General features: G+C 75.3%; 19 protein-coding genes. 13 read left to right on the plus strand and 6 right to left on the minus strand.

The genetic code is table 11. The annotated features are described in order from the left end of the window. Positions 1–142: 142 nt before the first annotated feature. The 3 genes from V6U88_RS16645 to V6U88_RS16655 form a co-directional block, all read right to left on the minus strand. Positions 143–958 carry a DNA-formamidopyrimidine glycosylase family protein gene (locus tag V6U88_RS16645; protein ID WP_334454011.1) on the minus strand — a complete coding sequence of 272 codons (816 nt, stop codon included), beginning with the start codon at positions 956–958 and terminating at the stop codon, positions 143–145. A 256-nt stretch (positions 959–1,214) separates the two neighbouring features. Continuing rightward, complete coding sequence (locus tag V6U88_RS16650) at positions 1,215–1,457, minus strand: CPCC family cysteine-rich protein (RefSeq protein ID WP_334454012.1); 243 nt, start codon at positions 1,455–1,457, stop codon at positions 1,215–1,217. A gap of 39 nt (positions 1,458–1,496) precedes the next feature. Next, positions 1,497–2,324 (minus strand): SAM hydrolase/SAM-dependent halogenase family protein, encoded by an 828-nt coding sequence (locus V6U88_RS16655; RefSeq protein WP_334454014.1) that lies wholly within the window; start codon positions 2,322–2,324, stop codon positions 1,497–1,499. Positions 2,325–2,424: 100 nt separating this feature from the next. On the opposite strand from V6U88_RS16655, the gene V6U88_RS16660 reads away from it, so the two are divergent. Further along, on the plus strand, positions 2,425–2,967 hold the full coding sequence (locus tag V6U88_RS16660; protein WP_334454015.1) for a hypothetical protein: 543 nt from the start codon (positions 2,425–2,427) through the stop codon (positions 2,965–2,967). A 75-nt stretch (positions 2,968–3,042) separates the two neighbouring features. Here V6U88_RS16660 and V6U88_RS16665 read toward each other — a convergent pair whose 3' ends face one another. Then, entirely contained in the window at positions 3,043–7,653 is a 4,611-nt protein-coding gene (locus V6U88_RS16665; RefSeq protein ID WP_442934641.1) for an ATP-dependent helicase, read from the minus strand. 161 nt (positions 7,654–7,814) lie between these two features. Between V6U88_RS16665 and V6U88_RS16670 the strand changes: the two genes are divergently transcribed. From V6U88_RS16670 to V6U88_RS16715, 10 genes are all read left to right on the plus strand, one after another. Beyond that, positions 7,815–8,201, plus strand: coding sequence for a hypothetical protein (locus V6U88_RS16670; protein WP_334454016.1), 387 nt, complete (start codon positions 7,815–7,817; stop codon positions 8,199–8,201). Between the two features lie 370 nt (positions 8,202–8,571). Next, the gene (locus tag V6U88_RS16675; protein ID WP_334454017.1) at positions 8,572–11,409 is read left to right on the plus strand and encodes a Na+/H+ antiporter subunit A; all 2,838 of its coding nucleotides are present in this window, start codon (positions 8,572–8,574) and stop codon (positions 11,407–11,409) included. Continuing rightward, positions 11,406–11,888: a Na(+)/H(+) antiporter subunit C gene (locus V6U88_RS16680; RefSeq protein WP_334454019.1), complete on the plus strand. Its 483-nt coding sequence runs from the start codon at positions 11,406–11,408 to the stop codon at positions 11,886–11,888. Before V6U88_RS16675 ends, V6U88_RS16680 begins: the two co-directional genes overlap by 4 nt. Further along, positions 11,885–13,390: a Na+/H+ antiporter subunit D gene (locus V6U88_RS16685; RefSeq protein ID WP_334454020.1), complete on the plus strand. Its 1,506-nt coding sequence runs from the start codon at positions 11,885–11,887 to the stop codon at positions 13,388–13,390. Before V6U88_RS16680 ends, V6U88_RS16685 begins: the two co-directional genes overlap by 4 nt. Beyond that, a complete protein-coding gene (locus V6U88_RS16690) occupies positions 13,387–13,974 on the plus strand; it encodes a Na+/H+ antiporter subunit E (RefSeq protein ID WP_334454022.1) in 588 nt (195 codons plus the stop codon). Before V6U88_RS16685 ends, V6U88_RS16690 begins: the two co-directional genes overlap by 4 nt. After that, positions 13,971–14,240, plus strand: a complete 270-nt coding sequence (locus tag V6U88_RS16695; RefSeq protein WP_334454024.1) for a monovalent cation/H+ antiporter complex subunit F — start codon at positions 13,971–13,973, stop codon at positions 14,238–14,240. Before V6U88_RS16690 ends, V6U88_RS16695 begins: the two co-directional genes overlap by 4 nt. Before the next feature lie 82 nt (positions 14,241–14,322). Then, complete coding sequence (mnhG, locus tag V6U88_RS16700) at positions 14,323–14,664, plus strand: monovalent cation/H(+) antiporter subunit G (RefSeq protein WP_334454026.1); 342 nt, start codon at positions 14,323–14,325, stop codon at positions 14,662–14,664. A gap of 160 nt (positions 14,665–14,824) precedes the next feature. Continuing rightward, positions 14,825–16,183, plus strand: a complete 1,359-nt coding sequence (locus tag V6U88_RS16705) for a hemolysin family protein (protein ID WP_334454028.1) — start codon at positions 14,825–14,827, stop codon at positions 16,181–16,183. After that, a complete protein-coding gene (locus tag V6U88_RS16710; protein WP_334454029.1) occupies positions 16,180–17,244 on the plus strand; it encodes a hemolysin family protein in 1,065 nt (354 codons plus the stop codon). The genes V6U88_RS16705 and V6U88_RS16710 overlap by 4 nt, the downstream gene beginning before the upstream one ends. A gap of 152 nt (positions 17,245–17,396) precedes the next feature. After that, positions 17,397–18,320 carry a sporulation protein gene (locus tag V6U88_RS16715; RefSeq protein WP_334454031.1) on the plus strand — a complete coding sequence of 308 codons (924 nt, stop codon included), beginning with the start codon at positions 17,397–17,399 and terminating at the stop codon, positions 18,318–18,320. Between the two features lie 53 nt (positions 18,321–18,373). On the opposite strand, the gene leuE is transcribed toward V6U88_RS16715, so the two are convergent. Both leuE and V6U88_RS16725 read right to left on the minus strand, forming a co-directional pair. Next, positions 18,374–19,042, minus strand: a complete 669-nt coding sequence (leuE, locus tag V6U88_RS16720) for a leucine efflux protein LeuE (protein ID WP_334454327.1) — start codon at positions 19,040–19,042, stop codon at positions 18,374–18,376. After that, a complete protein-coding gene (locus tag V6U88_RS16725) occupies positions 19,042–20,286 on the minus strand; it encodes a bifunctional pyridoxamine 5'-phosphate oxidase family protein/GNAT family N-acetyltransferase (RefSeq protein WP_334454032.1) in 1,245 nt (414 codons plus the stop codon). The genes leuE and V6U88_RS16725 overlap by 1 nt, the downstream gene beginning before the upstream one ends. Positions 20,287–20,324: 38 nt before the next feature. Here V6U88_RS16725 and V6U88_RS16730 point away from each other — a divergent pair, with 38 nt between their 5' ends. Together V6U88_RS16730 and V6U88_RS16735 are read left to right on the plus strand one after the other, a co-directional pair. Then, a complete protein-coding gene (locus V6U88_RS16730; protein ID WP_334454033.1) occupies positions 20,325–21,665 on the plus strand; it encodes an aminotransferase class I/II-fold pyridoxal phosphate-dependent enzyme in 1,341 nt (446 codons plus the stop codon). Between the two features lie 83 nt (positions 21,666–21,748). Further along, positions 21,749–22,450 carry a UdgX family uracil-DNA binding protein gene (locus V6U88_RS16735; protein ID WP_334454035.1) on the plus strand — a complete coding sequence of 234 codons (702 nt, stop codon included), beginning with the start codon at positions 21,749–21,751 and terminating at the stop codon, positions 22,448–22,450. Position 22,451: the final 1 nt, after the last annotated feature.

Here is a 22,451-nt window from a genome sequence, read left to right on the forward strand (position 1 = left end):
GCCGCCACCTCGACGTGGCGGGTGGTCGCGCCCGGCAGTGACGAGCGGTGAGCACTCAACCGCAGCATGCGACCTCGACGGCCGGATAGGAACTACCCAATCGTCCCAATCCGGTACGTGTCCCGTCGCCCGGGCGTGTCGGTCAGGGCTGCGCCGGGTCGGGTGCGGGCTGGCACACCGGGCACCAGTAGGTGACCCGCTCGCCCAGCTCCTCCTTGCGGATGGCGGTGCCGCAGCGTCGGCAGGGCTGTGCCCGCCGGCCGTAGACGTAGCTGGTGCCGCCCCGGTGCAACGAGCCGGTGGTGCTCTGCGTCCAGCGGCCCCGGTTGGCCGCCAGCAGCCGCTGGGCCAGGGTCACCGTGCCGGCCAGGTCGGGCACCGCGCCGACCGGCGTCCACGGCGAGACGCCGCGCAGGAAGAGCGCCTCGCACTTGTAGAGGTTGCCGACCCCGGCGAGGTTGCGCTGGTCCAGCAGCGCCTCGCCGATGGTGGCCTCGGGGTGCGCGGCGAGCCGGCGGACCGCCTCGGCCGCGTCCCAGTCCGGGCCGAGCAGGTCGGGCCCGAGGTGGCCCACCAGGGACTCCTCCTTGGCCGTCGGCAACAGGGCCAGCTCGTGCAGGTGGTAGCCGACGGCCACCGCGCCCGTGCTGCGCAGCACCACCCGGATCAGGTGCGCGGGCCGCGCGGCCCAGCGTTCCCCCGGCGCGTACGCCCGCCAGGCGCCGTCCATCCGCAGGTGCGAGTGCAGCGTCCAGTGCCGCACGTCCGACCCCGCCTCGGGCGCGGCCAGGCGCAGCAGCAGGTGCTTGCCCCGGCTGGCCGACTCGCGCACCGTCCACCCGGTCAGGTCGATGGTGGCCAGTTGCGGCACCCGGAAGTCGCTGCCGGTCAGGGTGGCGCCGGCCAGCGCCCGGTGCAGGACGCGGGCCGTGTTCCAGACGGTGTCGCCTTCGGGCACCCCACCATCCTCCCTCGCCCGAGCCGAATTCGCAGGTGTCGCAATTTGTACCGTGGTTCCCCTTGATCTCCTGACAAGACACCATCAGGGGGTTCTGAGGAGGATGACATGGGCTGTCCCACGCGTACATCTCGGGCGTCTACGGCGGGCCGTGCCGCGCTGCTGCGCCCACGGGCGGACCGGCGGGGCGCGGGACGCCTCGCCGGTCCGGCGGCCTCGGTGCCGCCCGGTCAGGGCGGCGGAGGTGTTTCCCCGGTCAGGGCCGCTCGTCGGGGCGGGGGGCGCGGACCATGTCCTGGTAGCGGGGGTGGCTGGCGCCGTAGACGGCGAAGTTCAGTCGGGCGTGGGTGAGGCTGAGGTCACCGTTCGGGCCGCCCCGCACCTCGTCGGCGTCCGCCTCGGCCTGGCCGTCGTCCGTCCAGAAGCAGACCGGGCAGGTGCCCCCACCGGTCCGCGAGGCGCAGCAGGGACAGGCGACCGGTACCCAGAGCTCACCCACGCCGAGCAGCATTCCACACCGGACCGTACGGCGGCAGGGTCAGTGTCCCCCGTTGCCGGCCCGCTGCCCGTTGCCCCCGTCGTGGTCCCCGCGCACCGTGACCAGATCGCCCGGCGCCACCCCGAGCAGGTCCGCCGCCCGCCCGCCGTTCACCGCCACCGCCGGCAGGCCGGCGGAGTCGGCGAAGAGCACCAGCGCGCCGGTCGGGGCGTCGCCGAAGGTCCGCCCGCGTACGGCGGGCCGCCCGGCGACCCGCACCGCCCCGGGCAGGGCGGGCAGCAGGTCGGCGCCGGCGGCGAGCTGGACGTTGCCGAAGTGGTCGACGGTCAGCACCTCGGCGGTGAACCCGTCGCCGTCCCGGCGCAGCACCGGCTCGGGCAGCCGGACCAGGGTGGCCGGGTCGACCGGCGGTCCGGCGTCGGCCGGCGGGGCGCCGAGGGCGAGCCGGGCGGCGACCGGCGCGAAGACGTCCCGGCCGTGGAAGGTGCGGGACACCTGCGGGGCCAGCCACTCCGGGTTGGTCAGCTCCACCGCGGCGGTGACCCCGCCCAGGGCGGTGGCGGCGGGCGGCAGCAGGCCGTTGTCCGGCCCGACCAGCAGCCCGCCCGGGGTGACCAGCGCGACGCCCCGCCGGGTCGTGCCGACGCCCGGGTCGACCACCGCCACGTGCACCCCGTACGGCAGGGACGGCACCGTCTGGGCCAGCACCGCCGACCCGCGGCGGACGTCGCCGGCCGGCACCAGGTGGGTCACGTCGACGACCCGCACCGCCGGGGCGATCCGGGCGATCACCCCGTGGCAGGCGGCCACGAATCCGTCGGCGAGGCCGTAGTCGGTGGTCAGCGAGATCCAGGCGGTCGGGGCCATGGGGTGGAGGCTAGCCGGTGCGGGGGCGGCGCTGACCGGAGAACGCCGCTCGGCCGACCGGCCGGTGCCGCTCGGTCACCGCGTTCGGCAGACTGCCGGGGTGACGAAACGCGTTCGTGTCCTGCCGGCCGCCGTGACGATCCTGCTCGCCCTCGGGCTCTCCGCCTGTGGCAGCGACCCCGAGCCGGGTGATCCCTCCTGGGCGAACGGTTCACCGAAGGCCGTCGCCACCAGCGAGGCGCCGCCGGAGGAACCGGCCGGCCCGACGAACGGCAAGGCGCCCCGTACCCCGTCGGAGAGCCCGTCCACTCCGGCCTTCCGGATGCCGACGAAGGCCGCCGGCACCCCCGGGGCCCGGAAGGTCGTCGACGCGTTCAAGGCGGCCGGCCTGAAGGTGACCAACCTGCGCAACCGGACGGTCGACTGTGGACCGGACGGCGCCGGCACCGGCTGCGCCGAGCTGCTGACCACCGACACGGTGAAGGTGTACGTCTTCCCCACCGAGGCGAACGCGACCAACCAGATGGACGTCTGGGGCGCGGACGCCTACCGCAAGGGCGCCGTTGTGCTGAGCTACCTCGGCACGAAGACCGGCGCGGGGGAGCGCAAGCGGTACAACGACGTCCTCGCCAAGCTGGGCTGAGCCCGCTCCGGTCCCGGCCCTTCGCCCGCTCTCGGGGGTCTCGGCGGCGGGCGCTCCCGGCCGCCGGCCCGCGCGTCAGCCGCGCAGCCGCAGCCCGCGCGGGGTGGCCCGGAAACCGGCGGCGGTGAGCGCGTCGCGCAGTGGCGAGGACCCCACCGCCTCCCCGTCGGCCCGCTCCACCGACATCGCCCCCAGCGCGCCGGAGTGCACCGCGTCGGCGAGCGCCTTGCCGGCCGCGGCGAGCGCCTCGGCGTCGTCGGTGAACGACAGGATCGTCCGGCCGCCCCGCTCGACGTAGAGCGCCAGATCCCCGTCGACCAGCACCACCAGCGCGCCGGCCTTGCGCCCGGCCCGGTGCCCGGTCGCTGGGGTGGCCCCGTCCCCGGAGTCCACCACGCGTTCCGGCCAGGGCAGCGCGGCCCCGTACGGGTTGGCCGGGTCGGTGGCCGCGAGCACCAGCGTCGGCCCGCCCCGGCCCCGCCCCCCGTCGGCCGGGTCGGCCAGCGCCCGGATCCGGTCCACCGCCCCCGGCACGGCGAACTGGGCCGCGCCCAGCCCCTCGACGAAGTAGCCGCGCCGGGCGGCGCCGCGCTCCTCCAACGCGGAGAGCACCGGGTAGACCGCGGCGAAGCCGCCGACCACCTGCTCGGCCATCACCGCGCCCCGGGTCACCACCCCGTGCCGTTCCAGCAGCAGGTCGGCCAGCGCCGCGGAGCGGCGGGTCGGGTCGGTGTCCCGCTCCGGCAGCCGGGACCAGCGCCCGGCCACGGTGGGCGGCCCGCCCCGGGTGGGCAGCGCCACCCGGCCCGGACGGCGGTAGCGGGTGCGCGGCGCGGACGGCCGGGACCGGTGCGCCCCGCCGCCGCCCAGCACGGCCCGCAGCGGGGCGAGGGTGTCGTTGGTGAGGTGACCGGCCCAGACCAGGTCCCAGATGACGCCGGTCAGCGCCGCGTCGTCGGTGGCGCCCACCCGGTCGGACAGCGAGCGGAAGAAGAGCGCCTGCCCGTCGGCGAGGGCGTCGAGGACCGCCTCGTGCAGCGGGGTGAGGCTCAGCGCCTCGTCCGGCGGCGACAGCAGCAGCGGCGCGGCGTCGGCGTACGCGAAGGTGACCCAGCCGTCCCCGCCGGAGATCGCCCCGGCGCCGGCCCAGAGCACCTCGCCGCTGGCGCAGAGCTCGTCGAGCTGGGCGGGGGAGTAGTCGGCGACCCGGGCGGGCAGCACCAGCCGTTCCAGCGCGGACGCGGGCACCGCCGCCCCCTGCATCTGTTCGATGGTGGCGGCCAGCGCCTCCACCCCCCGCGCCGACGAGCCGACCTGCTGCCAGCGGGGCAGGAACGCGGCCAGCGCCCGGGGCGGCACCGGCTCGATCTCCCGGCGCAGCGCGGCCAGGCTGCGCCGGCGCAGCAGCCGCAGCACCTCGGCGTCGCACCACTGGGTGCCGACGGTGTCCGGGGCGAACTCGCCGGAGACGACCCGCCCGGTGGCGGCGAGCCGGCGCAGCGCCTGCTCCACCACGAACACCCCGAGGCCGAACCGGGCGGCGCAGGTGGCTGCCGCGAACGGCCCGTGGGTGCGGGCGTACCGGGCCACCAGGTCGCCGAGCGGATCGGCCACCGGCGCCAGGTACGCCTCGGCCACCCCGACCGGCAGCGCCACACCGAGCGCGTCGCGCAGCCGGGCGGCGTCCTCGACCACCACCCAGCGTTCCTCACCGGCGACGCGGACCCGCAGCACCCGGCGGGCGGCCTCCAGCTCGCTCAGCCACGGCAGCGGCGCGCCCCGCTCGGCCAGCTCCGCCTCGGAGAGGTCGCCGACCACCCGGAGCAGCTCGACGACGTCCTCCGCGTCGCGCGGCCGGCGCTGGTCGGTCAGCCAGCGCAGCTGGCGTTCGGTCTCGGCGAGCACCGCCGGGTCCAGCAGCTCGCGCAGGTCGACCCGGCCGAGCAGCTCACCGAGGAGCGCCGAGTCCAGCGCGAGCGCGGCGGCCCGGCGCTCGGCCAGCGGGGCGTCGCCCTCGTAGAGGAAGGCGCCGACGTACCCGAAGAGCAGCGAGCGGGCGAACGGCGACGGCCGGTCGGTCTCCACCTCGACCAGGCGCACCTTGCGGGCGGTCAGGTCGCGCATCAGTTCGGCCAGGGCCGGCTGGTCGAAGACGTCCTGGAGGCATTCCCGGGCGGCCTCCAGGGTGACCGGGAAGTCGGCGTACTCGCGGGCGACGTCGAGCAGCTGCGCGGCGCGCTGCCGCTGCTGCCAGAGCGGCTGGCGGCGGCGCGGGTCGCGGCGGGGCAGCAGCAGCGACCGGGCGGCGCACTCGCGGAACCGGGACGCGAAGAGCGCCGAGGTGCCGACGGACTCCTCGACCAGCTGGGCGATCTCGTCGGGCTCGAAGACCACCACGTCGGCGCCGGGCGGCTCCTCGGCGGTGTCGGGCAGCCGCACCACGATGCCGTCGTCCGAGGGCATGACCTGGGCGTCCACCCCGTACCGTTCGGCCAGCCGGCGGCCGATCGCCAGCGCCCACGGCCCGTTGACCCGGGCGCCGAGCACGCTGTGCACGGCGAGCCGCCAGTCGCCCAGCTCGTCGCGGAACCGCTCGACCACCACCGTGCGGTCGTCGGGCAGCGAGCGGGTCGCGGCCTTCTGCTCGCGCAGGTAGGCCATCAGGTTGCCGGCGGCCCAGTCGTCCAGCCCGCCGGCGCGCAGCGCGGCGACCGCGGTCTCGTCGCTCTGCCGCAGCAGGGCCCGGACCCGGGCGCCGATGGCGCGACCCAGCTCCACCGGCCGGCCGAGCTGGTCGCCCTTCCAGAACGGCATCCGGGCGGCCTGGCCGGGGGCGGGGGAGACCAGCACCCGGTCGGGGGTGATCTCCTCGATCCGCCAGGAGGAGGAGCCGAGCAGGAAGACGTCGCCGACCCGTGACTCGTAGACCATCTCCTCGTCCAGCTCGCCGACCCGGGCGGCGCGTTCCGCGCCGGCCAGGAAGACCCCGAACAGCCCCCGGTCGGGGATGGTGCCGCCGCTGGTGACCGCCAGCCGCTGGGCGCCGGGCCGGCCGGTGAGCACGTCGGCGGCGCGGTCCCAGACCAGCCGGGGACGCAGCTCGGCGAAGGCGGTGGACGGGTAGCGCCCGGAGAGCATGTCGAGCACGGCGTGCAGCGCGGAGTCGGGCAGCTCGGCGAAGGGGGCGGCCCGGCGGACCAGCACGGCCAGGTCGCCGACCCGCCACGGCTCCAGGGCCACCATCGCGACGACCTGCTGGGCCAGCACGTCCAGCGGGTTGCGCGGGTAGTGCAGCTCCTCGATGGCCCCTTCGGCCATCCGCTCGGCGACCACCGTGCAGGAGAGCAGGTCGCCCCGGTGCTTGGGGAAGACCACGCCCCGGGAGACCGCGCCGACCTGGTGCCCGGCCCGGCCGACCCGTTGCAGCCCGGCCGCGACGCTCGGCGGCGCCTCGATCTGCACCACCAGGTCGACCGCGCCCATGTCGATGCCGAGCTCCAGGCTGGAGGTGGCCACCACGGCGGGGAGCTGACCCGACTTGAGTGCCTCCTCGATGTGCTTGCGCTCCTCGCGGGAGACGCTGCCGTGGTGCGCACGGGCGATCACCGGTGGCGCGCCGACCGCCGCGCCCGACTGGGCCATCACCTCGGCCGGCGGCCGGTGGGACCCGACCGGCCCGGCCCCCGGCCCCGGCGTGCCGTCCGGGGCACTCGCGGCGGCCAACTCGTCGGCGGCGAGCTCGTTGAGCCGGGCGCAGAGCCGCTCGGCGCTGCGCCGGGAGTTGGTGAAGACGATGGTCGAGCGGTGCGCGCGGATCAGCGAGAAGACCCGTTCCTCGACGGCCGGCCAGATCGACGCCCGGCGGGGCCCCGGACCGCCCAGGTCGTCCTCCGGCTGCTCCTGCTCGTCGAGGCGGGTCATGTCCTCCACCGGGACCTGCACGCTCACCTCGATGGTCTTGGTGCTGGCCGGCTGCACCACGTCGACCGGGCGGGCGCCGCCGAGGAACCGGGCGCAGGCGTCGATCGGCCGGACCGTGGCGGAGAGGCCGATCCGCTGCGCCGGGGCCTCCAGCAGCTCGTCGAGCCGTTCCAGGGAGAGCGCGAGGTGGGCGCCGCGCTTGGTGCCGGCGACCGCGTGCACCTCGTCGACGATGACCGTCTCGACGCCGCGCAGCGAATCCCGGGCGGCGGAGGTGAGCAGCAGGAACAGCGACTCGGGCGTGGTGATGAGGATGTCCGGCGGGGTGCGCGCGAAGGCCCGCCGCTCGTCGGCGGGGGTGTCACCGGTACGCATCCCGACGGTGATCTCCGGAGGCGCGACACCGAGCCGGGTGGCCGCCTGCCGGATGCCGGCCAGCGGGCCGCGCAGGTTGCGCTCGACGTCGACCGCGAGCGCCTTGAGCGGGCTGACGTAGAGCACCCGGCAGCGCTGCCGCGCCTCGGCGGGCGGCGGCTCCTTGGCCAGCCGGTCCAGTGACCAGAGGAAGGCGGCGAGCGTCTTGCCGGAACCGGTCGGCGCGACGACCAGCGCGTTGCGCCCGGCGGCGACCGACTGCCAGGCGCCCGTCTGCGCCGGGGTGGGCGCGGCGAAGGCGGCCGTGAACCACTCCCGGGTCGCCGCGCCGAAGCCGGCCATCACCCGTGCGCCCTCGGCCCCGCCCGCCTGCTCTGTCACGCCATCCATCCTGCCTCGCCGGTGTGACAACCGGCCGGGCGCGGACGCGGTCTGTCCCGCTGCGGCTGCTTACGGGCCGGATGGGTGTTACGTCTTAACTAACTGCTTGCTTGCGACACGCAACATAAAGTAACTTCACTCGCAGCGCAGCGTCGGGTGGAGGGGATCGGATGACCGTCGAGGAGCACGGCTTCACGCCCGCCACCGACGTGCTCATCCGCAAGGTCGACAGTCATCTCACGGCCGTCCGGGGCAGCCTGCGCGGCCCGGAGCTGGAGCTCGCCGAGCGGCTGGCCCGCTCCCTGCGCGAGCTGGTCGTCTCCACCGCCCAGGCCAGCGCCGCCGACCGGGGCCAGGTGCGGGCCGCGGTCCACTACTTCGTCCTGCGCCGGGAGAGCCGGGGCAACCTGCTCTCGGTGCGCTCGCTCGCCGCCGCCCAGCGCGTGGTCAACAAGGTCGTCGTCCAGCTGGGCCGTCCTGATCTGCTGGTCGAGACCCGCCGGGACCGCCCGTCGCGCGAGGCCGCCGTGCCGGCCGGGGACGTCGCGCTGCGCTGACCGGCAGCGCCCGACCCGCCCGGTACCGACTCCGGGGCGGTTCGTCAGTGCCGACCGTCGCCGGCTGCGGGTCGGCACCCGGTCCCGGAGGGTCATCCGGTCGTCAGGGACCGCGATGGCCGGCCCGGGCGCCCGCGATGCGGATCTCGTCGGCGGTGCCCGCCGCCGGGCGGAGCGGAGCGCCACCGCTGAGTCGTCTACGACATCAGCTCGACAGGACCACCCGGGGTACCTGCCACCCCCGCCCGCGGACGGGCCGGGACGGGTGATTTCCGGAAAACCGCACGTCGCCCGCCGATCTGGCGTCTGATCGGTGCAGACCGGGACGTTCCCGCCCGGCGCGCGCCGCCAGCTCGACCGGGGAGGACGCGTGCTCGTACTGCTGCTCCTCCACCTGGCGGCGGCCCTCGCCGCGCCGCTACTGGTCCGGCGGTGGGGCCCGCGCGCCTGCTACCCGCTCGCGGTGGCGCCGGCCGCCGCGTTCGGCTGGGCGCTGACCCGTACGCCGGCGGTCCGCGACGGCGGCGCAGTCGTCGAGACGTACCGGTGGATCGACCAGCTCGACGTCGACGTGGCGCTGCGGCTGACCACGCTCTCCTGGCTGATGACCCTGCTGGTCGGCGGCGTCGGCGCGCTGGTGCTCATCTACTGCGGCCGGTACTTCGCCGCCGACTCCGCCGGGCTGACCCGGTTCGTCGCGGTGCTGGTCGCCTTCGCCGGCGCGATGCTCGGCCTGGTCCTCGCCGACGACCTGCTGCTGCTCTACGTCTTCTGGGAGCTGACCACCGTCTTCTCCTACCTGCTGATCGGCCACAGCACCGAGCGGCGCTCCAGCCGCTGGGCGGCGGCGCAGGCGCTGACCGTCACCACCATGGGCGGCCTGGCCATGCTGGTCGGCTTCCTGATCCTCGGCGAGCACGCCGGCAGCTACCGCTGGTCGGAGATCGCCGCCGCGCCGCTGCCGGGCGGGGCGGCGCTGGTCACCGCGGTGCTGCTGATCCTGGCCGGCGCGCTCGCCAAGTCGGCGATCGTGCCGTTCAACGCCTGGCTGCCGGTGGCGATGGCCGCGCCCACCCCGGTCAGCGCGTACCTGCACGCGGCGGCCATGGTGAAGGCGGGCGTCTACCTGATCGGGCTGCTCGCCCCGGTGCTCGCCCACGTCGGACCGTGGCGACCGGTGGTGCTCACCCTCGGCCTGGTCACGATGATCGCCGGGGGCTGGGCGGCGTTGCGGCAGTGCGACCTGAAGCTGCTGCTGGCGTACGGCACGGTCAGCCAGCTCGGCCTGCTGGTGGTGGTGATGGGCGCCGGCAGCCCCGACGCCGCGCTCGCCGGGGTGGTGATGCTGCTGGCGCACGCCCTGTTCAAGGCGGCCCTCTTCCTCGTCGTCGGCATCGTCGACCACGAGGCCGGCACCCGCGACCTGCGGGAGCTGTCCGGGCTGGGCCGGCGGGCGCCGGTGCTGACGGCCGTCGCCGCGCTCGCCGCCGCCTCCATGGCGGGGGTGCCGCCGCTGCTCGGCTTCGTCGGCAAGGAGGCGGTCTTCACCGCGCTGGCCGAGTGGCCGGTCGTCCTCGCCGGGCTGGTGGTGGGCACCACCCTCACCGTCGCCTACACCATCCGCTTCCTCTGGGGCGCCTTCGCCACCCGCCCGGACACCGAACCGACCGAGGTCGACCGGGCGCCCCTGGCGATGCTGCTGCCGCCGGCGCTGCTCGCCGTCGGTGGCCTGGTCGCCGGTCCCGCCGTGGCCGCGCTGGACCGGCCGCTGCGCCCGTACGCGGAGCTGTTCGGGACGCCGCACGAGCACCTGGCGCTCTGGCACGGCCTGACCCCGGCACTCGGCCTGTCGGCGCTGGTCCTGGCCGGCGGCTTCGTGCTGCACGCGGTGCGCGGCCCGCTCGCGCCGGTGCTGACCCGGCTCCGCTCGCCGGTGGGCGGCAACCAGGGGTACGAGTGGGTCACCCGCCGCTTCGACCGGCTCGCCATCGAGGTCACCGGCGCCACCCAGCGCGGCTCCCTGCCGCAGTACCTGGGCACCGTCCTGCTCGCGCTGGTGCTCGTGCCCGGCGCGACGCTGCTGGCCGCCCGTCCGTGGCGCGCGCGGATCGCCCTCTGGGACAGCCCGTTGCAGCTGGTGGTCACCGTGGTCATCGCGGTCGCGGCACTGCTCGCGGTCGGCGCCCGCCGGCGGTTGACCGCGATGCTGCTGGTCGGGGTGACCGGCTACGGCACGGCGATGCTCTTCGTGCTCTACGGCGCCCCCGACCTGGCGCTGACCCAGTTCCTGGTGGAGACGGCGACCATCGCCGTGTTCGTGCTGGTGCTGCGCCGGCTGCCGGAACGCTTCTCCGTCCGGCCGCTGCGCCGCAGCCGGTGGGCGCGCCGTGCGATCGGCGTCGGCGTCGGGGTGGTCCTCGCCGGCCTCGCCCTGGTCGCCGCCGGCTCCCGGACCGCCGCGCCGATCTCCGGGGCCTTCCCCGACCTCGCGGTCGTCGAGGGGTACGGCCGCAACGTGGTCAACGTGACCCTGGTGGACATCCGGGCCTGGGACACCATGGGCGAGATCTCGGTGCTGGTGGTGGCCGCGACCGGGGTGGCCAGCCTGATCTTCGAGCGGTCCCGCACCGGCCCCCGCCCCCGCCGGGGCGAACCGTCGGGAGCACCCCGGCGGGACGGCCGGCCGGTCTGGCTCAGCGGCGGCCCGACGCTGCAGGAGCGGCGCCGCTCGATCGTCTTCGAGGTGGTCACCCGGCTGGTCTTCCACACCATGGTGCTCTTCTCGCTCTTCCTGCTCTTCTCCGGTCACAACGCCCCGGGCGGCGGCTTCGCCGGCGGCCTGGTGGCGAGCCTCGCGCTGGCCCTGCGCTACCTCGCCGGCGGCCGGTACGAGCTGGCCGAGGGAGCCCCGGTCGGCGCGGGCACGGTACTCGGCGCCGGGCTGGCGATCTCCGTCGGTGGCGGCGTGGTGTCCCTGCTGACCACCGGCGACGTGCTGGAGAGCGCCAAGGTCTACCTGCCGCTGCCCTGGCTGGGCGAGCCGTACGTGGTCACCTCGCTCTTCTTCGACGTCGGCGTCTACCTGGTCGTGGTGGGGCTGGTGCTGGACATCCTGCGCAGCCTCGGCGCCGAGGTGGACCGGCACATCGAGGCGTCCGGCAGGTCCGAGCGGGGGCTCGTCGTGCAGGAGGAGGGTGAGTCGGGGTGAGGCAGGGCGGTGCGGGGCCGACCCTGGTGCTGGTGCTCGCCGTCGGCGTGCTCGCGGCCACCGGGGTGATCCTGCTGCTGGAGCGCAGCCTGACCCGGATCCTGCTCGGCGTCATCCTGCTCGGAAACGGGGTGAACCTGCTCATCCTGCTCGGCGGCCGGTCCGGCGCGGCGCCGGTGGTGGGCACCGCTGCGGTGGCGGAGTTCAGCGACTCGCTGACCCAGGCCATGGTGCTCACCGCCATCGTGATCACCTTCGGGCTGACCGCGTTCCTGGCCTCGGTCGCGTACCGGAGCTGGTATCTCGGCGGCGACGACGAGGTGCAGGACGACCTGGAGGACCGCCAGATCGTGCAGCTCGCCGAGCGCAACGAGGTGCCCGAGGCCGACCTCGGCGGGGAGGGTCCGGACGACGACCCGGAGCAGGTGGACCCGGAGCCCGCCCGGCGCCGGCTGCGCGGGCGGGGTGATCGCCAGTGAAGCAGCTCCTGCCCCTGCCGGTGATGGTGCCACTGCTCGGCGCCGCGCTGACGCTGATCCTGGCCAACCTGCCCCGGGCGCAGCGGACGGTCAGCGTGGTCGCAGTCACCAGCAACCTGGTCGTCGCGGTGGCGCTGCTGGTCCAGGCGTACCGGCACGGGCCGGTGGTGACGCAGGTGGGCGGGTGGCCCGCGCCGGTGGGGATCGTGCTGGTCGCCGACCAGCTCGCCGCGCTGATGCTGGTGGTCTCCTCGGCGGTGATCCTCTGCGTGCTGTTCTACTCCATCGGCCAGGGTCGCAGCGAGACCAGCGAGTCCTCGCCGGTGAGCATCTACCACCCGACCTACCTGGTGCTGACCGCCGGCATCACCAACGCCTTCCTGGCCGGTGACCTGTTCAACCTCTTCGTCGGCTTCGAGATGCTGCTGGCGGCGAGCTTCGTGCTGATCACGCTGGGCGGCACCGAGGCCCGGATCCGCACCGGCTCGACGTACGTGGTGGTCAGCCTCCTCGCCTCGATGATCTTCCTGATCGCGGTCGGCCTGGTGTACGCCGCCACCGGCACCCTCAACCTGGCCCAGCTCGCCATCCGGCTGGACGCGCTGCCCGACGGCGTACGGATGGGACTGCAGCTGACGCTGCTGCTGGCCTTCGGCGTCAAGGCGGCGGTCTTCCCGGTCTCCGCCTGGCTGCCGGACAGCTACCCCACCGCGCCGGCCCCGGTGACCGCGGTCTTCGCCGGCCTGCTCACCAAGGTCGGCGTCTACGCGATCATCCGCACCGAGACGCTGCTCTTCCCCGGCGGGCAGGTCTCCGACCTGCTCATGGTGGTGGCCGGGCTGACCATGGTGGTCGGCGTGCTCGGCGCGGTGGCGCAGTCGGACATGAAGCGGCTCTTCTCGTTCACCCTGCTCAGCCACATCGGCTACATGATCTACGGGGTGGCGCTGAGCACCGCCGCCGCGCTCTCCGGCGCGATCTTCTACGTGGTGCACCACATCACCATCCAGACCACGCTCTTCCTCGTCGCCGGGCTGGTCGAGGAGCGCGCCGGCAGCACCGACCTGCGCCGGCTCGGCGGCCTGGCCCGGATCGCCCCGCTGCTGGCGGTGCTCTTCTTCGTCCCGGCGATGAACCTCGCCGGCATCCCGCCCTTCTCCGGCTTCCTCGGCAAGGTCGGCCTGCTCCAGGCGGGCGTGGCGGTCGGCGGGCCGCTGCCCTGGATCCTGGTCGCCGCCGGCACGGCGACCAGCCTGCTCACCCTCTACGCCGCCTCCCGGGTGTGGAACATCGCGTTCTGGCGGGCGCCCCGGCTGGCCACCGCCGAGCCGGTGGTCCGGCTGCCCCACCTGATGGTGGGCGCCACCGCCGCCCTGGTGGTGCTGGGGTTGACGTTCACGCTCGCCGCCGGCCCGCTGTTCCGCGTCACCGCCGACGCCGCGGCCGACCTGCGGCTGCGCACCCCGTACGTGCGGGCCGTCCTGCCCGGCGGCGCCCCGTGACCGCCCCCGACGCCGCGGAGCGCCCGTCCCCGAGGCGGGCCGGTCGCCGCCGCGACCAGGCGATCGCCCTGGGCTGGCTGGTCGTGGTCTGGAACCTGCTCTGGGGGGAGTTCTCCTGGGGCAACCTGCTCGGCGGGACGGTGGTCGGCATCGCGGTACTGCTGTTCTTCCCGCTGCCGGCGGTCTCCTTCGGCGGCCGGCTGCGGCCGAGGGCGCTGCTGGTGCTGCTGGTGACGTTCGTCGCCGAACTGGTCCGCGCCAGCGTGCGCATCGCCGCCATCGCCGTACGGCCCGGCTATCGGCCGCGCGGGGCGATCATCCGGGTACGCCTGCGGGTGCGTACCGACCTGAACCTGGCGCTCACCGCCGAGCTGCTCTCCCTGGTCCCCGGCACCCTCATCCTCGATGTCGACCGGGACGGCGGCGCCCTGTACGTGCACGTGCTCGACGTGCGACGCCCGCAGGACCTGATCGACAGCCGGGCGCGGGTCCTCGCCGTGGAGGAACGCGTCGTCCGGGCGGTCGGCTCCGCCGCCGAGCTGCGCCTGCTCGCCACCGATCCGTCGACCGGAGGTAACGCATGACCGTGACCCTGACCCTGACCACCGTCCTCACCCTGCTGCTGTCGGTCACCGCGCTGCTGGCGCTGGCCCGGATCTACCGGGGCCCGTCGCTGCTGGACCGGGTGATCGCCGCCGACCTGCTGCTCTCCACGATGCTCGGCGCGGTCGGCGCGGAGGCGGCGATCAACCGGCACGCCACCACGCTGCCCGTGCTGGTGGTGCTCTCCCTGCTCGGGTTCGTCGGCTCGGTGGCCCTGGTCCGCTTCGCCGTCCGGCAGGAGGCGTGACCCCGGCCCACCGGGCCGGCCGGTGCGCCCCGGCGGCGCCGGCCGTCGGCGCCCCGGCGCGCCCGCACCCGGGGAGGACGTGGTGAGCGCGGGTACGGTCGCCGACTGGCTGGGGGCGGTCGCCCTGGTGGTGGGGGCGCTGCTCAGCCTCGCCGCCGGGATCGGGGTGCTGCGCTTCCCGGACGTGCTGGACCGGATGCACGCCGCCACCAAGCCGCAGGTGCTCGGGGCACTGCTCCTGCTGCTCGGGCTGGCGCTGCGGCTGCGGACCCCGGCCGACCTCGGCATGATCGGGCTGGTCGCCGTCTTCCAGTTGGTCACCGCGCCGGTCGCCGCGCAGATGATCGGACGGGCCGCGTACCGGTCGGGCCGGGTGGACCGGAGCCTGCTGGAGACGGATGAACTCGCCGAGCCCCGGAAATAGGGGATGAGCGGCGGCTTTGTCCCCACTTTCAGCGGGCTTTCAGCGACCGCCGATAGAATGACGGCATGATCGACTCCTCTGCCCAGGAGGGCAGCAGTAGCCAGCCGGGTCGTGCCCGGCATCCCCTCGGCCCGACGTCCCCGGGAGCCCTGAGCGACCCGTGTTGATCGTCGTCGGTCTCGTACTCATCATCGTTCTCACCGCCGCCACCGGTTACTTCGTGGCCCAGGAGTTCGGTTACGTCGCGGTGGACCGCGGCCGGCTCAAGCAGCAGGCCGACGAGGGCGACCAGGCGGCCGCCCGGGCCCTGGAGGTCACCGGCCGGCTCTCCTTCATGCTCTCCGGCGCCCAGCTCGGCATCACCGTCACCGCCCTGCTGGTCGGTTACGTCGCCCAGCCCTACCTGGGCGCCGGGCTGGCCGAGCTGCTCGGCGGCACCGGCGTCTCCACCGCGGTCAGCCTTCCGCTCGCGGTGGCGCTGGCCCTGCTCATCGCCACCGTGGTGCAGATGGTCCTCGGCGAGCTGGCCCCGAAGAACCTGGCCATCGCCCGCGCCGAACCGCTGGCCCGGGCGCTGAGCCGCTCCACCCTGATGTACCTGAAGGTCGCCGGTCCGCTGATCACGCTCTTCGACCGGGCGGCGGTGCGGCTGCTGCGCCGGGTCGGCATCGAGCCGATCGAGGAGCTGCCCAGCGGCGCCACCCCGGAGGACCTGGAGCAGATCATCGCCGAGTCCCGGGAGGAGGGGCACCTCGACGCCGAGATGTCCGACCTGCTCGACCGGGGGCTCGACTTCCGCGAGCTGACCGCCGGCGAGGCCATGGTGCCCCGGGTGGACGTGCACACCGTACGGGCGCACGAGCCGGTCAGCCGGATCGTGGAGCTGCTCGACACCGGCCACTCCCGCTTCCCGGTGCGCGGCGCCGAGGGCGTGGACGACCTCGTCGGGGTGGTCGGCATCGCCGACGTGCTCGGGGTACCCCCGGCGCAGCGGGCCACCACCCCGGTCAGCGCGGTGGCCGTACCCCCGTTGCTGGTGCCGGAGACGCTGCCGCTGCCGACGGTGCTGGACCGGCTGCGGTCCGGGCACCGGCAGCTGGCCTGCGTGGTCGACGAGTACGGCGGCTTCGCCGGCGTGATCACGCTGGAGGACATCGCCGAGGAGCTGGTCGGGCCGATCCGGGACGAGGACGACCCGCCGGAGCGCGCCCCCGCCCGGCAGGCGGACGGCTCCTGGGTGGTGCCGGCCCGCTGGCGGATCGACGAGGTCGCCGACAGCACCGGCATCTCGCTGCCCGAAGCCCCCGAGTACGACACCCTCTCCGGGCTGGTCATGCGGGAGCTGGGGCGGGTGCCCGAGGTGGGTGACCGGCTGGAGATCAGCCTGCCCGCCGACGGCGAGGAGCCACGCGACCGGCCGAAGGCCCTGGTCGAGGTGCTCGTGGTGGACCGGCACGTGGCCGACTCGGTGCGGCTGCGGATGGCCGGCGAGGCCCCCGGCGGGGAGGTGGCGGCATGAGCCCCGGCGTCGCCCTGCTGGTCTCGGCGCTGCTGCTGGCGCTCAACGGCTTCTTCGTGGCCGCCGAGTTCGCGCTGGTGGCGAGCAAGCGCTACCGCCTCGAACAGGCTGCCGCCGGCGGCGGTCGGGCGGCCCGGGCGGCCCTGGACGGCGTCCGCGAACTGTCGCTGATGCTGGCCGGCGCGCAGCTCGGCATCACGCTGTGCACCCTGGGGCTCGGCGCGCTCGCCGAGCCGGCGATCGAGCACCTGCTCAGCCCGCTGCTGCACACGGTGGGTCTGCCCGACGCGGCCAGCCACGCCGTCGCGCTGGTGTTCGCGCTGGGGCTGGTCACCTTCCTGCACCTGGTCGTCGGCGAGATGGCCCCGAAGTCGTGGGCGATCACCGACGCGGAGCGTTCGGCGCTGCTGCTGGCGCTGCCGTTCCGGGCCTTCGCCCGGGTCGCCCGGCCGGTGCTGTCGGCGCTCAACGCGCTGGCCAACGTGATCCTGCGGCTGTTCGGGGTGCAGCAGCAGGATCAGCTCGCCCAGGTGCACGGCCCGGACGAGCTGCGCATCCTGCTGGAGCAGTCCCGCGAACACGGGCTGCTCGGCGCCGAGCAGCACCACCTGCTGACCAGCATGCTGGAGTTGCAGGGCACCACCGTCCGCGACGTGATGGAGCCCTTCGACGAGATCGTCACGGTCCGCCGGGACGACACCGCGGGCCGCATCGAGCAGGTCAGCCGGGACAGCGGCCGGTCCCGGCTCGCCGTGCTGGACCCGGGCGGCGAGGTCTGCGGCCTGGTGCACGTGCGGGAGGCGGTGCGGGCGGTCACCACCGGCCGGTCGGCTACCGCGGGCGAGCTGATGACCCGGGCGTTCACCCTGCCGGCGAGCTCCTCGGTCACCGAGGCGGTGGCGGCGATGCGCGCAGACCAGGCCCAGCTCGCGCTGGTCCGCAACGGCGGCGGCCCCACCCGCCCGATCGGCTTCGTCGCCCTGGAGGACCTCCTGGAGGAGGTCATCGGCGAGTTCGACGACGAGACCGACCCCGTCCCCCGCGGCCGCCGCCTCCGCTGACCCCCCACCAACCCACCCAAGATCCGCGCACGTTCCGAGAAAGCGTGGCCATTCCTCGCCGGATGGCCACGCTTTCTCCGTACGTGCACGGTTGACGGCGCCTTGAGGGGAGGCGTGGTGGGGCGGGTGGGGGGAAAGCCGGGGGTGTGGGGATGCGGGTCACGGGGGTGGCGCGGGAGTCCGGGTGGCCGGGGCTGTCGGTGGGCACCACCCTGACGAACCCGAGCACCCGTCCGGGGCTGCGCCTGCCGGGGCGGGTCACGCTCGCCGCCGGGTCGGAGGACGTACCGGTCCGGCACATCCGGCTGGGGCTGGTCGCCACCGCCGAACCGGACGATCCGCGCAGTCCGCGCCGCCTGGTGCAGTACCACCAGGTGCCGATCGCCGGCCGCTTCGTGGTGCCGGCCGGACGGCGGCGGGCGGTCGACTTCGCCCTGCCGCTGCCCTGGGAGACCCCGGTGACCATCTTCGGCGGGGTGCCGCTGCTCAGCCTGCGCACCGGCCTGCGCACCGAGGTCTCCCTCGACCCGGACCTGGACCAGGGGGCGATGGTGCCGGTGTTCGTCCATCCGCTGCCGATCCAGCAGCACATCCTGGCCGCGCTGGAGACCCTGGGCTTCGCGATGCGCCAGGCCGGTCTGGTGCAGGGTCGGCTTCCCGGGGTGGCGCAGACCCTGCCCGTGCACCAGCGGCTCGGCTACTGGGTGGGGCCGCTCTACGCCGGCCCGATCACCGAGCTGGAGGTGATCTTCGTGACCAACTCGGCCGGCCTGGAGGTGCTCATCTGGCTGGACCGGCGGCTCTCCCTGACCGGCATCAGCCACCAGAGCATCAGCCGGTTCCGGATCTGGCACGCCGGCATGGAGCAGCGGGACTGGGTCGCCACCGTCGACGGCTGGCTGCGCGAGGCGATCAACCGGCACGCGGCGGCCGCCTCGAACGCCCACTGGTCGGCCCGGATCACCGAGTCCGCCCACGTCAGCCGCCACCCCGACGAACCGGTCGCGCCCGGCTACGGCCTCGGCGGCACCGCCGGGGGCGGGGGCATCGGCGGCGGCGGGGGCGACGGCACCTGAACCCGGTCCCGGCCAGCGGCCCGGTCCCGCGCCGGCGCACCCCCCCGCCGGGGTCAGACCGAGGCGGTGGCGAGCTTGAGGCTGAAGCCGAGGAAGAGCACCCCGACGCCGGTGGTGGCACCCGCGGCCAGCCGCCGGCGACGCCGGAACTGCGCCGCCAGGAACGTGCCCGCGAAGATCAACGCGGTCAGGTAGAGCGCGCTGGTGACCTGGGCGATCAGCCCGAGCAGCAGGAACGACAGCGCCGGCCAGGCGTACCCGGGGTCGACGAACTGGATGAAGAACGAGATGAAGAAGAGGATCGCCTTCGGGTTCAGCAGGCTGATCACCAACGCCTTGCGGAACGGGCTGCGCATCGCCGCCGGCTCCGCGGCGTCGATCAGGCGCGGGGCCGCCGGGTCGTTGCGGACGCGCCAGCGCCGCCAGGCGCCGCGCAGCATGGTCACCCCGACGTAGCCGAGGTACGCCGCGCCCGCGTACTTGATCACCAGGAAGAGCGGCGGGTACGCCTTGAGCAGCGACGCCACCCCGGCGGCGGAGAGGAACATCAGCACCCCGTCGCCGACGAACACCCCGCCCGCCGCCCGGTAACCGGCCCCCACCCCGCGCTTGGCGGCGGTGGAGAGCACGAAGAGCGAGTTGGGCCCCGGCAGCAGGATGATCGCCACGGTCCCCAGCACGTACGTCCAGATGTCGGTGATGCCCAGCACGCCCGCCATCATCACGCCGCGGGTGCCGTACGGCGAAGCCTTTCCCGGAGCCTGGCCTGTGCGTTCGGCCACTCGTCGACGGTCATCGCGTACTGCACGGTGTCCCGCCAGGAGCCGTCCGGGCGCTGCCGGTGCATCCGCAGCACGCCCTCCCGGGTGGCGCCCAGGCGCTCGATCGCCGCCTGCGAGCGGGTGTTGCGGATGTCGGTGTGCCAGGCCACCCGGACCGCGCCGAGCTGGTCGAACGCGCGGCCGAGCAGCAGCAGCTTGGCCTCGGTGTTGATTCCGCTGCGCCACCAGGGCCGGCCCAGCCAGGTGTGGCCGATGGCGACCGCCCGCCGCTCGGGGTCGATGTCGTAGTACGAGGTGCTGCCGACGACCGCGCCCGTGCGCGCGCAGCGCTGCACCCAGGCCACCCGCTCACCCCGGTGCCCGGCGGCCAGCGCCCCGGCGACGATCTCCCTCATGGTGGCCGGGTCGGTGGGCAGCCAGTGGGTCAGGTGGGCCCAGACCTCGGGCTCGGCGGTGGCGGTGAAGAGCTCGTCGGCGTGGGCCAGGTCCAGCGGCTCCAGCAGCACGTGCTCGCCCCGCAGGGTCGCCGCCTCGTGCCACGGCGAGCCGGCCGCGCGCAGGTACGCCGGCACCGGCGCGGTCACGCCCGCGTCCGGCTCGGGCAGCCCGGCGGTGAGCCGCAGCGGCACCACCCCGGCCCAGTGCGGCAGGTCGGCGTCGGCCGGGTCGTCCCGGACCCCGCCGGTGCGCGAGCGCAGTGACACCTCGCGCAGCGGCAGCGCCAGCACGGCGGTCTCGGCCAGCTCGCGGCGGCTCGGCGGGCGGCTGTCCGCGCTGCGCCCGGCGCCGACCTTCTCCACCAGCGCGGTCAGCATCCGCAGCTTCTCGGCGTCGTCGGTGACCAGGTGGGCGGTGCCGTGGGCGACCACCGAGCGGTAGTTGGCGCTGTGGTCGAACTGCGAGCGGGCGTAGACGAGCCCGTCGAGCAGGGTGACGGTGACGCAGACCCGCAGCCCGGCGTCGCCGCGGGCGGCGAGCAGCGGCCGGCTGCCGGTGGAGCCGTGCAGGTAGAGGGTGTCGCCGATGCGCACGTGCAGGGTGGGCAGCAGCCGGGGCTCGCCGTCCACGACGAACCCGAGCACGCAGTCGTACGCCTCGTCGAGCACCGCGTGCGTGGCGGCCCGGTCGTAGCTCATCCGGTCGCGGGAGCGGGTGGCCGTGGTGCGCGCGGTCGGGGCGTACATGCGACATCCCACCTTTGTTCTAGTACAATGCTGAAACTGTGGCAGTACGTTATCAGATCACCGGCTCCACGTCGGCCGCGATTTCGGCCAGCGTCGAAAGCGGCATCCGCGCCGACGCGCTGGCGCCGGGCACGGCGCTGCCCGCCGTCCGGGCGCTCGCCGCCGAGCTGGGCGTCAGCCCGGCCACCGTCGCCCGGGCCTACCAGGAGCTGCGCGGGCGCGGCCTGGTGGTGACCGCGGGTCGGCACGGCACCCGGGTCCGCCCCCGGCCTCCGGTCGCCGGCCGTCGCTCCGTGCTGCACCCGCCGCCCGCCCCCGGCACCCGCGACCTCTCCCAGGGGCAACCCGACCCCGGGCTGCTGCCGCCGCTCGGCCCGCACCTGGCCGCGCTCGCCGCCGAGATCGGCCCACCCGCCGGGTACGCCTCGACCGCCGTGCTCCCCGGGCTGGCCGAGGCGGCCCGGGACCGGCTCGCCGCCGACGGCGTACCGGCCGAGGAGATCACCGTCACCGGGGGCGCGCTGGACGGCATCGAGCGGCTGCTCGCCGCCCACCTGCGCCCGGGCGACGCGGTGGCGGTCGAGGACCCGGGCTGGGCCAACCTGCTCGACCTGGTCGCCGCGCTCGGGCTGCGGCCGATCGGCGTACCGGTGGACGACGACGGGCCCACCGAGGCCGGCGTGCGCGACGCCCTGACCCTCGGCGCCCGGGCGCTGGTGGTGACCAGCCGCGCGCAGAACCCGACCGGCGCCGCCGTCTCCGCCGCCCGGGCCGGCGCCCTGCGGGAGCTGCTCGCCGGCCGCCGGGACCTGCTGCTGATCGAGGACGACCACGCCGCCGAGCTGGCCCGGGTGCCGCTGCACCCGCTCGCCGGGGCGACCCCGACCTGGGCCTTCGTCCGGTCGACGAGCAAGCCGTTCGGGCCCGACCTGCGGCTGGCGGTGCTGGCCGGCGACGAGGCCACCGTGGCCCGGGTCGCCGGCCGGGCCCGGGTCGGCGCGGGCTGGGTCTCCACCGTGCTGCAACGGCTCGTGCTGTCGCTCTGGCGCGACCCGGCCACCGCCGAGCTGGTCCACCGCTCCGGCGAGGAGTACGAGCGGCGGCGCACCGGGCTGCTGGCGGCGCTCGCCGCCCGGGGTCTGACCGCCCGCGGCCGCAGCGGCATCAACATCTGGCTGCCGGTGCCGGACGAGACCAGCGTGGTCACCGCCCTGCGCGACGCCGGCTGGTCGGTGGCGCCCGGCGCGCTCTACCGGATCGCCGCCGAGCCCGGGATCCGGATCACCGTCGGCGCGCTTGACGAGGCCGACCTCGTGCCCTTCGCCGACGCGGTGGCGCGGGCGCTGCGGCCGGCCCGGTCGGGCGGGTTCACCGCCTGACCCGGGTCCATCCTCGACGCGTCCCGCCCGCCACGGGCCGCCACACCCGGCGGTGACCGTGAATCCGGTATATAAAGGTCGCCATGGCCGAGACCGACGCGGCGCCGGGTGCGCAGCAGTTCATCCCTCCACAGGCCGACACGCTCGACGAGCTGCGCGCCGCGGCTACCGGCTGCCGGGGCTGCGAGCTCTACCGCGACGCCTCGCAGACGGTCTTCGGCCGGGGTGACGAGAGCGCCCGGGTGGTCCTGGTCGGCGAGCAGCCCGGCGACATGGAGGACCAGAAAGGACTGCCCTTCGTCGGTCCGGCCGGGCGGCTGCTGCGCCGGGCGGTCGACGACGCCGGCCTCGACCCCGGGCACATCTATCTCACGAACGCCGTCAAGCACTTCCGCTTCGAGCTGCGCGGGAAGCGGCGCATCCACCAGACGCCGGACCGGGTGCACATCACCGCCTGCCGGCCGTGGCTGGTCGCCGAGTTCTCCCGGCTGCGCCCGGAGCTGGTGGTGGTGCTCGGTGCGACGGCCGCCAAGGCCCTGCTCGGCCCGTCGTTCCGGGTCACCCGGCAACGGGGCGAACTGCTGCCGTGGCCGGTGTCCGCCCAGCGCCCGGAGGACTTCGCCCGGGTCCCGGTGGACAGCGCCGGGAAGGTGGCCGACGCCCCGGCCGCGCAGCTGCTGGCCACCATCCACCCGTCCGCCGTGCTGCGCGCCGACGACCAGGACGCCGCGTACGCGGGGCTGGTGCAGGACCTGACGGTCGGCGCCCGCGCGCTGGCCGGGTAGG

It is taken from the genome of Micromonospora sp. CPCC 205739 (genome assembly GCF_036906795.1).
Taxonomy (GTDB): Bacteria; Actinomycetota; Actinomycetes; order Mycobacteriales; family Micromonosporaceae; genus Micromonospora.